11 protein-coding genes are annotated in these 13016 nt (G+C 65.0%); 2 read left to right on the top strand and 9 right to left on the bottom strand.

The features are described 5' to 3' along the window. Positions 1-41 precede the first annotated feature (41 nt). The 4 genes from ACYQ4W_RS03215 to deoC are packed head-to-tail and all read right to left on the bottom strand — an operon-like array spanning position 42 to position 2691. Positions 42-794, bottom strand: coding sequence for a L,D-transpeptidase family protein (locus tag ACYQ4W_RS03215; RefSeq protein WP_459852729.1), 753 nt, complete (start codon positions 792-794; stop codon positions 42-44). Between the two features lie 41 nt (positions 795-835). Beyond that, the gene (locus ACYQ4W_RS03210) at positions 836-1294 is read right to left on the bottom strand and encodes a VOC family protein (protein WP_459852727.1); all 459 of its coding nucleotides are present in this window, start codon (positions 1292-1294) and stop codon (positions 836-838) included. A 39-nt stretch (positions 1295-1333) separates the two neighbouring features. Next, a complete protein-coding gene (locus tag ACYQ4W_RS03205; protein WP_459854445.1) occupies positions 1334-1999 on the bottom strand; it encodes a precorrin-8X methylmutase in 666 nt (221 codons plus the stop codon). Between the two features lie 2 nt (positions 2000-2001). Continuing rightward, positions 2002-2691, bottom strand: coding sequence for a deoxyribose-phosphate aldolase (deoC, locus tag ACYQ4W_RS03200; RefSeq protein WP_459852724.1), 690 nt, complete (start codon positions 2689-2691; stop codon positions 2002-2004). Between the two features lie 208 nt (positions 2692-2899). On the opposite strand from deoC, the gene ACYQ4W_RS03195 reads away from it, so the two are divergent. Both ACYQ4W_RS03195 and ACYQ4W_RS03190 read left to right on the top strand, forming a co-directional pair. Continuing rightward, positions 2900-4117 (top strand): efflux RND transporter periplasmic adaptor subunit, encoded by a 1218-nt coding sequence (locus ACYQ4W_RS03195; protein WP_459852721.1) that lies wholly within the window; start codon positions 2900-2902, stop codon positions 4115-4117. 12 nt (positions 4118-4129) lie between these two features. Next, positions 4130-7462: an efflux RND transporter permease subunit gene (locus ACYQ4W_RS03190; RefSeq protein WP_459852718.1), complete on the top strand. Its 3333-nt coding sequence runs from the start codon at positions 4130-4132 to the stop codon at positions 7460-7462. 213 nt (positions 7463-7675) lie between these two features. On the opposite strand, the gene ACYQ4W_RS03185 is transcribed toward ACYQ4W_RS03190, so the two are convergent. The 5 genes from ACYQ4W_RS03185 to qrcA form a co-directional block, all read right to left on the bottom strand. Then, positions 7676-7960: a hypothetical protein gene (locus ACYQ4W_RS03185; protein ID WP_459852715.1), complete on the bottom strand. Its 285-nt coding sequence runs from the start codon at positions 7958-7960 to the stop codon at positions 7676-7678. Between the two features lie 286 nt (positions 7961-8246). Then, entirely contained in the window at positions 8247-9476 is a 1230-nt protein-coding gene (gene qrcD / locus ACYQ4W_RS03180; protein ID WP_459852712.1) for a menaquinone reductase integral membrane subunit QrcD, read from the bottom strand. An 11-nt stretch (positions 9477-9487) separates the two neighbouring features. Next, on the bottom strand, positions 9488-10276 hold the full coding sequence (gene qrcC, locus ACYQ4W_RS03175; RefSeq protein WP_459852710.1) for a menaquinone reductase iron-sulfur cluster-binding subunit QrcC: 789 nt from the start codon (positions 10274-10276) through the stop codon (positions 9488-9490). Between the two features lie 11 nt (positions 10277-10287). Further along, positions 10288-12357, bottom strand: a complete 2070-nt coding sequence (gene qrcB, locus ACYQ4W_RS03170; protein WP_459852708.1) for a menaquinone reductase molybdopterin-binding-like subunit QrcB — start codon at positions 12355-12357, stop codon at positions 10288-10290. Positions 12358-12373: 16 nt separating this feature from the next. Then, positions 12374-12922, bottom strand: a complete 549-nt coding sequence (gene qrcA / locus ACYQ4W_RS03165; RefSeq protein WP_459852706.1) for a menaquinone reductase multiheme cytochrome c subunit QrcA — start codon at positions 12920-12922, stop codon at positions 12374-12376. Positions 12923-13016 lie beyond the last annotated feature (94 nt).

Below are 13016 nucleotides of genomic sequence, written 5' to 3'. Positions count from 1 at the left end.
TGAACAAAAAGGGCGACCTCCGCATGGGGGCCGCCCTTTTCTTATGGGTGCGCGTTCTCAAGCCGCCAGGCTGTTTGGAAGCGCTCGAAGTCCTTGCGGGGCAGTTGCGCCAGCACCGGCCGCTTGTCCGCATCGAGCCAGCGCAGCAAAAGCAGCATGTCCGCCTGGTCCATGTTCGTGCACCCGGAGGACGCGATGCCCTGGCCAAGCCAGATGTGCAGGAAGATGCAGGAGCCGCCGCCGGGCACCGCGGGCGAGGTGTTGTGATGCACGAACGCGCCCAGCCGGTACTGGCCGTCGGGCCTGCGCATGGTCTCCGCGCTGTCCCAGGCCGGGGCCACGCCGGGCGTCAGCTCGGCAAACCCGTTGTATGCGGGCGACTTCCCGTCGTCCACGCACACGAGCTTGTCGTCCACACGCAGCAGGGGCAGCTTGGCCGCGCCGACCTCGGCCGGGTCTTGGGCAAAACCCTGGCCCAGGGCGAAGAGCCCGGCCGGAGCCTTGCCGTCGCCTTCGGCCTTTACCGGACCGGAGCCAAGGGCCAGGCCGTGGAGCCCGCGCCCCCAGCCCAGGCCGCCGCGACCAAGATTGACGGGAAAGCTCACCCCCACCGGCTGCCAGGCCCCGTCCGGCCGCGCGCGCTCAAAGCGCTGCATGCGCGCCGCCTTGGACTGCCAGTCCTCGGCCACCACCAGCAGCAGCTGCTGCGACGGCCGGGTGATGTCCTCGCCGCCCATGGGCAAGGGCTTGGCCGCGCAGCCGCACAGCAGCGCAGCAAAGATTCCGCAGAGCATGAGTCTCGTGAGCCGGGCCGCGCGCAGGCGGCGCAAAGAGCTCACTGGGGCGCGGGCAAAACCAGCCCGCCCTGTTCGTTCAGCCCAAAGCCCGGGGCGTGCACCACTTCCCAGAGGTGTCCGTCCGGATCCTCGAAATAGCCGGAATAACCGCCCCAGAAGACCTCTTGCGCCGGTTTGGCCAGGCGCGCGCCAGCGGCCACGGCCCGCGCCAAAAGCGCGTCCACGTCCTCGCGGTTTTTGCAGTTGCAGGCCAGGGTCACGCCGTCGAAGCGCCCTGCCGGGGCCAGCCGCTCCGGCGGAACGCAGGCGTCCTCCGCAAGGCCGAGCCGCGGGTACAGCTCCAGCACCATGGCGCCGCAATCATAGAAGCGGACCTCCCCGCCGCTGGCGGCGGACGGCCGGAGCCCCAAGCCTTGTTCATAAAACGCGCTGGCGCGGGACAGGTCGTCCACGCCCAGGGCCACACAGGTCAATCGCAGGTTCATGTCCAGGTCCATTCTTCCTCCATGATGATGCGGGCAAGGCGCTGAGGGGTGCTATTTCGCGGCAGCCCGTTGCGCCAGAACGATATCCGCCAGGGCGTTCACCGCGCTGGCGGCCAGGGCCGAGCCGCCCTTGCGGCCCTCGATGGCGATGAACGGCACGGCGTGCTGGGCCATGAGCAGGGCTTTGGATTCCGCCGCGTTGACGAAGCCCACGGGCATGCCCACGATGAGCGCGGGCGTGGCCCGCCCGGCCTCGATGTGCTCCAGCAGACGCAGAAGCGCGGTGGGCGCGTTGCCGATGACGTAGATCTGCGGCTTGATGCGCGACACGGCGAAATCGACGGCCGCGCGCGCGCGGGTGCAGCCCGCCTCTTGCGCCAGGGCCTGCACTTCCGGGTCGCGCATGAGGCAGCGCACCTGACAGCCAAGGGCGTCCATGCGCCGGTCGGGTATGCCCGCGCGGGCCATTTCCGTATCCGTGACGAGCACCGCGCCCTGGGCCAGAGCGTTCAGCCCCGCTTCCACGGCGCGCGGATGAAAACGCACCAGCGAAAGCATCTCGAAGTCCGCCGTGGTGTGGATCATGCGGCGCACAACGGCCCACTCGGCCCCGGCATAGGGCCTGGGCTCCGGCGTCTCGGCGTCGATGATGCGCAGGCTCTCGGCCTCTATGTCCTCGCCGCGGCGGATGTCGCGCACGGCGTTCTGCGGATCCATGCTCATGCTGTTTCTCCCAAGCTCTTCATTATGGCGACCGAGGCCGAGGCGCCGATGCGCTGCGCTCCGGCAACGATCATGCGCGTCACATCCGTCAAGGTGCGGATGCCGCCGCTGGCCTTGACGCCGATGCGGCCCGCCCCGGCAGCGCTGTCCACCGCGCGGCGCAGCAGGGCCACGTCGGCCTCGGTTGCGCCGCCGGTTGAAAATCCGGTGCTCGTCTTGACGAAGGCCGCGCCGGCCTCCACAGCCAAGCGGCAGGCCAGCTCCTTTTCCGCGTCGGTCAGCAGGCAGGTCTCCAGTATCACCTTGACCGGTGCGGCCCCGCAGGCGCGCACCACCTGGGCGATGTCCTCGCGCACGAGGTTTGGCTGGCCGCTTTTGAGCGCGCCCAGGTTGAGCACCATGTCCACCTCGGCCGCGCCCTGCGCAACGGCGAGCGCCGCCTCGCAGGCCTTGGTGGCCGTTTGCGACGCCCCGAGGGGGAACCCGGCCACGGTGATGGCCAGCGGCCCATGGCCGCGCAGGCAGGCCACGGCGCGCGGCACATGCCAGGGGTTCACGCACACGGCCTTGAAGCCGAAGGCCACGGCCTCGGCGCACAGGGCTTCTACCTCCGCCGCCGCGGCGTCCGGCCGCAGCAGCGTGTGGTCAATGATGGCGGTCAGTTGGGCCTTGTTCATCGTCGGCATGGCGCCCCGGGCTGAGAGGTTTGACGCAAAAAGCGCGTCCTGTAGCGTGCGCACTATCCACTTTGCGCGCCCCCCGGTCAAGACGCGCGCGGCGATGCCTTTCAACACGCTAAATTATTGAGCAAATATCTGCCTGTAATTTTTATGGTTGCAAACAATAGCGCCGTATGTAAAACACTCGTTTTAAACCATCATTCAGGAGCTGCCCATGCCCCGCGTTCTGCCCGCGCTCATCGCCTGCCTGCTCACGGCCCTTATGTTGTCCGCCTGCCACGGCAAGGGCGACGGCCCACGCCCCGCGCCCGTGGTCACGGACCAGGCCGAGCTCAAGGACGCGCCCTACGTGCTGACCACCGTGGGCACCATCAAGGCCGCGGTGAGCGTGAACATCAAGACCAAGTTCGCGGCGCACATCAAGAAAGTGCACTTCGTGGAAGGCAGCATGGTCAAGGCCGGGCAGGTGCTCTTCACCATCGACCCCGCCACCTACGCCCTCACCGAGCAGCAGGCCGGGGCCACCTACCAGCGCGACAAGGCCGACTTCGAGCAGAGCGCCCGCGACCTGAAGCGCTACAAGGCCCTGGCCGACCAGGACGTCATCAGCCGCGAGCAGTACGAGGAGAAGGCCACGGCCGCGCTGCGCGCCAAGAACGCCATGCGCGCCAGCAGCGCCGGAGCCAGCCTGGCCCGGCAGAACGTCTCGTACAACACCATCACCTCGCCCATCGACGGCCGCATCGGCGCGGCGCTTTTCGACGAGGGCAGCTTCGTCAAGGACAAGGACGACATCCTGGCCGTGGTCAACACCACCACCCCCCTTGAGGTGAGCTTCGCCCTGCCGGAGCGCTACCTGAACGAGATCCGCAAGCAGCTGGCCCAGGGCCCGCTCACCGTGCACGCCGCCGCGCCCGGCATGGAGGCGCACCCGGAGGTGGGCACCCTCACCTTCATCGACAACCAGGTGTCCACCGGCACGGGCACCGTGCGCATGAAGGCGCGGTTCCTGAACCCGGAGGGCCGCCTCTGGCCCGGGCAGTTCGTGTCCGTTGGGCTGGTGCTCAAGACCGTGCCCAAGGCCGTGGTCGTTTCCGACCGGGCCGTGCAGACCGGCCCCGCCGGCACCTACGTCTTCGTCATCAAGGACGGCAAGGCCGAGATGCGGCCGGTCACCGTGGGCTTCCGCGTGTACGACTCCCTGGTCATCGAAAAGGGCCTGGCCGCTGGCGAAACCGTGGTGGTGGAGGGGCACCTGCGTCTGGTGCCCGGCGCGCCCGTGGCCGCCACGCCGGTGAAGCGCGAGCCCCTGCCGCCGGCCCCGCTGCCGCTGGCGCCCACAGGCAACGCCACGGAACCCGGCCCGGGCAACGCCACGGCGGACGGCCCAGGCACTGGTCCGGCGAACGCCAACGCCTCCAAGCCCCAGTAAGGCGGCCGCCGCATGAACCCGAGATTCTTCATCACCCGGCCGGTCATGACCACCCTGGTCATGCTTGGGCTGCTCTTTTTCGGCATTGCCAGCTACATGAACCTGCCGGTGAGCTACCTGCCCACCGTGGACTTCCCGGTCATCCAGGTGAAGGCCGTGCTGCCCGGCGCCAGCCCCAAGACCATGGCCTCCAGCGTGGCCTCGCCCCTGGAGCGCCAGTTCTCGGCCATCGCCGGTTTGGAGGCCATGAGCTCCACCTCCAGCCAGGGCCTCACCACCGTCACCCTCATGTTCGAGCTGGGCAAAGACATCGACAAGGCCGCCATGGACGTGCAGGCCTCCATCACCAAGGCGCGCGGCAACCTGCCCAACACCATGACCGACGAGCCCACCTTCGAAAAGGTGAACCCGGCGGACTCGCCCATCCTTTGGATGTCCATAAGCTCCAAGAGCCTGCCGCTCTCCACCGTCAACGACTACGCCACCACCTTCGTCACCCAGACCATCTCCATGATTCCCGGCGTGGCCCAGGTGCAGATTTACGGCGAGCAGAAATACGCCGTGCGCATCCAGGTGGACCCGCGCAAGCTGGCCGCCATGGGCCTTGGCCTGGACGAGGTGGCCAGCGCGGTGAGCGCGGAGAACGTCAACCTGCCCATGGGCAGCCTGGACGGCCCGCACATCTCCACCACCCTGGACGCCGACGGCCAGCTGAAGCGCGCGGAGAAGTACAATCCGGTCATCGTGGCCTACGACAACGCCACGGCCACCCCGGTGCGCCTGGAGGACCTGGGGCAGGTGCTCTCCAGCGCGCAGACGGTCAAGTCCGGCTCGTGGCTCAACCACGACAAGACCATCTTCATCGCCATCAAGCGCCAGCCTGGCAGCAACACCATCGACGTGGTGGATCGCATCAACACCCAGCTGCCGCTCATCCGCAGGCAGCTGCCCGCGGCCATAGAGCTGCACGAAGTCTACGACATGAGCAAGGCCATCAAGGAAAGCGTGAACGACGTGAAGTTCACGCTGGAGCTTTCCGTGGCGCTGGTGGTGCTCGTGGTGTTCTTGTTCCTGCGCAACATCCCCGGCACCGTCATCTCCGCCGTGGCCATCCCCTTCTCCATCATCGCCACCTTCGCGGTCATGTACTTCTTCCACTTCACCCTGGACAACTTCTCGCTCATGGCCCTCACCCTCGCCGTGGGCTTTGTGGTGGACGACGCCATCGTCATGCTCGAAAACGTGGTGCGGCATATGGAAATGGGCAAATCGCCCATCGAGGCCGCCCTCGACGGCGCCAAGGAGATCGGCCCCACCATCCTCTCCATGACCATCTCCCTGGCCGTGGTGTTTGTGCCCATCCTGTTCATGCCCGGCATCATAGGAAAAATACTCAACGAATTCGCCGTGGTCATCACCGCGGCCATTCTTGTGTCCGGCGTGGTCTCGCTGACGCTGACCCCCATGCTCTGCTCGCGCTGGCTCAAGCCCGGCAGCCATTTGGAGCACAGCGACCCGCTCTATGAAAAGATCCTGGCGTTCTATCGCCGCACCCTGCACCTGGCCATCGACCACCGGCGCAAGACCATGATCGGCGCTGGGGCGCTCTTCGTGCTCACCATCGTGCTCTTTGTGGTGGTGCCCAAGGGCTTTCTGCCCTCCGACGACATGGGCTACCTCTTCGGCATCGTCGAGGGGCCGCAAGGCGTCTCCTTCGAGGACCAGGCCAAGGCCCAGAACGCCATCACCCCCATGCTGCTCAAGGACCGGGACGTGCGCGACGCCATCCAGATCGTGGGCGTTGGCACCACCAACCAGGGCTACATCGCCGTGTTTCTGAACGAGCACCGCAAGTCCACGGCCGACGAGGTGCTGGCCAGACTGCAGCCGAATTTCCAGTCGCAGCCGGGCCTGCTCGCCTTCGTGCAGAACCCGCCCATGATCCGCATGAGCGGCAAGCCCAGCAAGGGCCTGTACCAGTTCACCCTGCTCTCGCCCGATACCGACGTGCTCTACAAGGCGTCCAACGAGCTTGTGGCGGCGCTGGGCAAGGTCAAGGGCCTGTCCAACGTGACCAGCGACCTGCAGGTGAACGCGCCCCAGGTGGACCTCAAGATCAACCGCGACCTGGCCGCCACCCTGGGCGTCACGGCGGAGTCCATCGAGACCGCCATGTACTCGGCCTATGCGGGCCGGCAAATCTCCACCATCTATGCGGAGAACGACTCCTACAAGGTCATTCTGGAGCTGCTGCCCGAATTCCGCCAGGACCCGCGCGCGCTCTCCATGCTCTATGTGCGCTCCAAGGCCGGCAAGCTGGTGCGCCTGGACGCCCTGGTGGACGCCAAGGAGGGCACAGGCCCCATCACGGTGAACCACTCCGGCCAGCTGCCCGCGGTCAGCATCTCCTTCGACCTCGCGCCCGGCGTTTCCTTGGGCGACGCCATGACCCGCGTGCAGGACACCGCGCACAAGACCCTGCCCGATACGGTGAACGCGGTCTTCGAGGGCACGGCCAGCTCCTTCAAGGGCTCCATGGGCACGGCGGGCTTCCTGCTGCTGGTGGCCATCGTCGTCATCTACATCATCCTGGGTTGCCTGTACGAAAGCTTCATCCACCCCATCACCATCCTCTCCGGCCTGCCCTCGGCCGCCATGGGCGGGCTGCTCTCGCTTTTGGTGTTCCGCTCCGAGCTCAACCTGTACGGCTTCGTCGGCATCATCATGCTCATCGGCATCGTCAAAAAGAACGCCATCATGGTGGTGGACTTCGCCATCGAGGCCGAGAAAAAAGGCATGGCCCCGGCCGAGGCCGCGTTCGAGGGTTCGCGGGTGCGCTTCCGGCCCATCATGATGACCACCATGGCCGCCATCATGGGCGCCATGCCCATCGCCCTGGGCTTCGGCGCCGGGGCACAGGCGCGCAGGCCCCTCGGCCTCGTGGTCGTGGGCGGCCTGATCTTCTCCCAGGTGGTCACGCTCTACCTCACCCCGGTGTTCTACACCTACATGGACGAGTTCAATAAGTTCATGGGCAAGCATGGCTTCAAGGGGCTCGTGGCGCACATCCGCAATCACCCGCGCTGGGCCTGGGCCGGGGCGTTTGTGGAGAAAGGCCTCGGCCGCGTCCACGGCTTTCTCTCGCGCTGGACATGGTACGTACGGCTCACCGCGCGCATCCAGGCCCGGCACGAGCGCTGCTGCGCCCGCGTCGAACGCGCGCTCGACTTCATGCGGCGCGCCTGGGGGCTCATCCGCACCGGCAAATTCGAGTCCAAGGTGGATTTGCGCCAGGGGCTGCGCGACATAGCGCTGCGCAAGGGCACGGACGAAGAGAAGAAGTAGGATGAGAAAGGGGCGTTGCCCCTTGAACCCGGGGCGGCAGGTCACGCCAACGGGCAGAAAGCGGACCAGCCGTTTGTCACGAGAACGGCAACGTCTGGCGAAGTGTCTTCACTAGGAAATCGTGCGCTCTTTGCCGCGCCTGCCAAGCGCATTTGCCGTGCTGCTGCCGCATGCGTCCACATGCTCCGCCACGGCAGTGGCGAGACGCCCCCCTCAGAAAGACCGCTCCCCCGTCATGCCGCTCAATGCCGCAACGTTCTGGTCCCCGGCCTCAAGGCTCTTGCCCACGACGTGCTCCGCGACATAGGCCATGCCGAGTTTGAAGATAATCTGACACTCGTCGCAGAGCCCAGCGGCGGGGATGATTTTTCCGCACGTGATGCAGCTCCGAATTTCCGAAGCGTCTGCCGAGACGCGGGCGTATTGCGGCGCCCGCAGCATCGCAGCATCACGCAACAACTGGCTGTGGCGTTTCTTGGAAGAGATTGTAACGGACATGTCTTGTCCCTCCATGCTTTTGGAACAGCCATAGCCAATTCATCCAGTCAGCACGGGAGCGAACAGCAGAGGGGGTTGGTTTCGTGCGTCAGCAGTGGCGGCTGTTGCCTTCATATACCCATACGCTGTGCGCATGCGAAAAGTTACAGCACCGACACAGGTCCAGGGCACATGTTGCTGGAATCCACCTGTCCAGAATCATGAACTATTTTAAACGCCGTGCGGCGCAAAAAAAGAGCCCGACCTTGCGGCCGGGCTCTTGGTGAGGCGGATGGCAGCCTGAAGGCTACTTGTTCATGGCGCGTTCCTGGGGGAACACGGGCAGGTAGCGGTACGAGAGGCTCATGACCAGGAAGCCGTAGGCAACGATCATGCCGCTGGTGGCCCACTCCGCCCAGTTGGGGGCGTAGGTCTGCCAGTTGTCGAAGGGCAGCAAGGGGATGGCGATGGCCTGAACCGTGAACAGGTAGCGGTTCAGGGTGATGCCGATGCAGTCCAGGATGCCCGCGGTGTACAGCAGGGTCGGGTTGTTGCGGATGCTCGGGGTGATGAGCATGATGGCCGGAACCAGACCGCAGAGGATGATCTCGGTGAACATCAGCCACTTGCCGTAGATGACGCCGTAGAACATCTGATCGAAGGTCATGCCGACGCTGGGCAGGTAGTTGTTGGCCCAGGCCCAGGTGTCCAGAATCTTGAAGAAGATGTAGACGGTGAGCATGGTGCCGGCGATTTTGCCCATCAGGGCCTTGGTCTTGAAGTCAACGAGCTTGCGGCCGGTGAGCTTCTCCATGAAGGTGCAGACCAGGACCGTGAAGATGGGGCCGCAGCCCACGGCGGAAAGCACGAAGAGGAAGAAGGTCCAGGGCCAGATGAAGAAGCCCTCGCGGAAGGCGTAGGGGCGGCCGATGAGCACGCCGTACATGCCGCCCAGGGAACCCTGGTGGAACGTGGACAAGAACGCGCCGATTCCGGCGAAGAGCGCCATGTTCACGTGCATGTTGTGGGCGAGGTGGTGCAGGAAGGGAATCTTGTTCAGCTGCTTCTGCTCAAGAATCAGGGGCACGTACTCGATGACGAGCACCAGGCAGTAGCAGGTGATGCAGAAGATGACTTCCGTCAGCATGGAGTGGACGTTCGGGTGCCAGTAGCCGAACCATGCGCGGATCGGCTGGCCGATGTCCATGGTGAGCACGAGCATGGCGCCCGAGTAGCAGATGAACCCGACGATGACCGTCAGGTTGATGATGTTCTTAAGCTGGTCGATTTTCAGGATGTACTTGAGGAATCCGGTGAAGAACGCACCAGCGCCCAAGGCGATGACCGCCAAGTCGAAGGTGATCCACAAGCCGAATCCGAAGTAGTTGTCCAGTCCGGTAACCACGATGCCTTTCGCAAAGATGACGATCATCGCATACAGGCCGAACAGGAAGAAGGCCGTGATGAATGCCATCCACAACGCGAATTTGCCGAAGGAGCAGCGCTCCACGCCATCGGGAAAGAGTGCTCTATCCATTGTTGCGCCCCCTAGGAATGCTTCTTTTCAGCCCCGGCCTTGCCGGTGGCGGCGTAGTTGTCGCCCAGTTTGCGCACCCACTCGCGCTTGCTCACGTAGTACACCTGGGGAGCCAGACCAAGCTTCTCCAGCAGGCGGAAGGCGTTTTCGCCCTTGGCCAGCTCGTGCACCTTGTGCTCCGGGTTCTTCAAGTCGCCGAAGGTGATGGCGCCGGTGGGGCACACTTCCGCGCAAGCGGGCATGTACGCGCCGTCGGCCAGGGCCTCCGGGTTGCCGCCTTCCTGGCGGGCCTTGTCCTTGGCCTTCATGAAGCGGGTGTGGCAGAAGTTGCACTTCTCAACCACGCCGCGCGGACGGGCGGAGGTGTTGGGAGACAGCGCCTTCTCCATGCCCTTCGGGAAAATGGGATCTTCCCAGTTGAAGTAGCGGGCATGGTACGGGCAGGCGGCCATGCAGTACCGGCAGCCGATGCACCGCGGGTAGATCTGGCTGACGATGCCGCCTTCCTCGTTCTTGTCCGTGGCCACAACCGGGCACACGGGCACGCAGGCGGGATTGCCGCACTGCATGCAGGGACGGGGCAGGTAGGCGATCTCGGCCTCGGGGGCCGCCTTCTTATTGGACATTTCGAACACAAGCATCCAGCTCAAGGTGCGCAGCTTGTTCGAAGCGTCGACCATGGGGGCGATGTTGTTCTCGACCTGGCAGGCGGTCATGCACGCGCCGCAGCCCGTGCATTTGTCCAGGTCGATGACCATTCCCCACGTGATATTGAATTCTTTTACAGCGTGTCCAGACATGGTGGTTCCCCCTAGATTTTGGCGACGGTGACGGTGGAACCAGCCCACACCTTCAGGCCCGTGCCTGCTTCGTCGCTCACCGTGAGGATCTTGTAGACGTTATCGCCCTTGCCCTTGGTGAACTCGTCCCAAGCGCTGCGGCCGAAGCCCAGGAGCATGGCGACCGTATCGGCGGCCACTCCCTCGTTCACATGGACAAGGGCCTTCACCTCGCCGGTTCCGGCGGAGAGCTTGACCTTGTTGCCGCTGGCCACGCCAAGCTTCTTGGCGGTGGCGGCGTTCATCTGGACAAGCAGGTCCTTGCCCAGCAGTTCGGTGTCGCGCACGACCAGCAGGTTGGCGGGCGGCGTGGCCAGGGAGGCGGTGCCGTAAGCCAGCTTGCTCACCGGGGCCAAAGCCACGGCCTTGTCGTCGGCCTTGGCCGCGGGGGCCTTGGCAAGCGCGGCCGCGCCCAGGGACAGGCTGCCGCCCTTGGGCTCGCCGTTCCAGATGCCGCCATTGGCCAGCGCGTCGAAGTCCGCGCCAACGGCCTTGGCCTTGGCTTTGATGACGTCGGCGTAGGTGTCGAAGCCGAGGGACAAGCCGAGCTTGCCGGCGGCGGCGAGCAGCACGTCCACGGGGTCTTTGCAGTCCATGACGGGCTTGGCCACCACGGGCTTGCCGGCCAGGTAGGTCGGCTTGGAGACGCCGTAAGGGTTCATGGCGTCGTCAAAACGCTCGTAAGGATGCGGAGCGGGCAGGATGAGGTCGGCCAGGGCCGCGGTCTCGTCCATGTAGGTGCTGAAGCTGACCTTGAAGCCGATGTTGCCCATGGCCTTGGCCATGTCGCCCGCCTGGGGCAGGGCGTAGGCCGGATTGGCCTCGTAGATCAGCAGCGCGCCCGGCGCGGCCTTGCCGGTAGCCACGGAGGCCAGGAAGCTCGCGGCGTCCTTGGCGTTCTCGCGGTCGGTGGCGGAGGCGATGGCCTTGGGAGCTGCGGGCAGAAGCGTCATGCCGCCCTTCTGGCCCACGCGGCCCAGAAGCACGTTGAGCGAAGCGCCAGCGACGAAGTCGAGCGCGCCAGCGCCCTGGCCGAAGGAAGCGCCGGCGATGACGAGAGGGGCCTTGGCGGCCTTGATCTTGGCGGCGAGGTCTTTCAGCACCTCGGCCTTGAGGCCGGTGGCCTTCTCGAACACCTCGGGCGTGTACTTGGCGGCCAGCGCCTTGTAATCGCCGAAGTCGGACGCGGAGGAAACCGCGCCCGCGTTGATGAGCGCATTGGCCAGCGCCAGGGAGAAGGCGGTGGTGGCCGTGGGCGGCACGGCAAGGAACTTGTCGCAGACGCTTGCGGTGCTGTTCAGCACCGGGCCGGCGTAAACGAACTGGGCGGTCGCCTCGGCCCCGGTGGGGCGGGTGGCGGCGAAGGCCTTCTGGTTGGCCACGGTGGCGCCCCAGGAGTCCAGCGCGTCCGCGCCGATCATGAGCACCAGGTCCGCGCCCTCGATGTCGAAGCCGGGCTGGCCGTTGCCGCCCATGAGCTTCACGCCCTTGCTGGCGGTGAACATCTCGCCGGGCATGACATAGTAGCCGGTGCTGCCCAGGCCCGCGAGCATGGCGCTCAGCACTTCGTTGGCGGTGCCGGTCTCGTCGCCGCTGATGGCGGCGATCTTGCCGTCCTGGCCCTTGAGCGGGGTCAGCTTCTCAACGAGCATGGCCTCGGCGTCTTCCCACTTGATGGCCTCGTACTTGCCCTCGCCCACTTTCTTCATGGGCGACTTGACGCGAGCCGGGCTGTACATGAGCTGGGCGCCGCCCGCGCAAACGGGACACACGCCGCCCTTGCTCATGGGGTTTTCGGTATTGCCGGTGACGGCGAAAGGCTGCCCGCCAACGGTCTTGACCTTCACGGCGCAACCGGCGGGGCAAAGTTTGCTCAACGCGGACTTGGCTTTCACCTCGCCCTTGGGCACACGCGGAATCCAGCCCCAGTTCTGGGACCAGATGGACGCATCGTCCAGGCCCTGCCAGATGACAGGCGTAAACAGGGTGCCTGCAACGCCTCCCACGACTAATTTGACGAATCCTCTGCGATCCAAACCCATCTTACGCACCCCTCTTTTACTTGTGGCAGACGTGGCAGGCATTGCTGACGCCGTTTTCGGCATGGCAGCGTTCACACTTCCACATTTTCATGGTCTGCTTGCTGTACCCGGACAGCCTGTTCTCGTAGTAGACCGGCGGAGTATCGTTCTTCCCCATGTCGGGGTGGCAGGACGTGCACTCCAAGGACTCGTGCGCCTTGTGGCTAAAAATTACGTTGTCGGGCTGGTACTGGTAGATGAGCCAAGGAACTTCCTTGCCCGTCTTGGCGTACTTCTCGACATAGACCTGCTCCGCCGGATCGCTGCCCACAACGTCGGCATGGCACTCCATGCACTTCTCGTTGGTCGGGATGCCGGCGTAGGAGCCGTCGTCCCGGAAGGTATGGCAGCTCGAACACTCCATGCCCTGTTCCTGGTGGATTTTGTGGCTGAAGCGGACGGGCTGCGTCTTCTTGCTGTATATCAAATCAGGGAAGAGAACCCAGCCTGCGATCACTGCGGCCACAAAGCCGATCACGAAGGGCAACGCCCCCCCACACCCCTTGCACTGTTTCTTTTCCTCCATAACCTCGCCCCATCGCTCCTAGTAGTTACTGGTCAAATTTCGCCACGAAAAACTGCGTTTTCATAAAGGACCATGCTCTTGCGTGTCAAGAGCT

This window comes from Humidesulfovibrio idahonensis (genome assembly GCF_054657715.1).
Note: the sequence above shows the minus strand (reverse complement) of the source record. Positions and strands in the feature narration are given on the sequence as shown.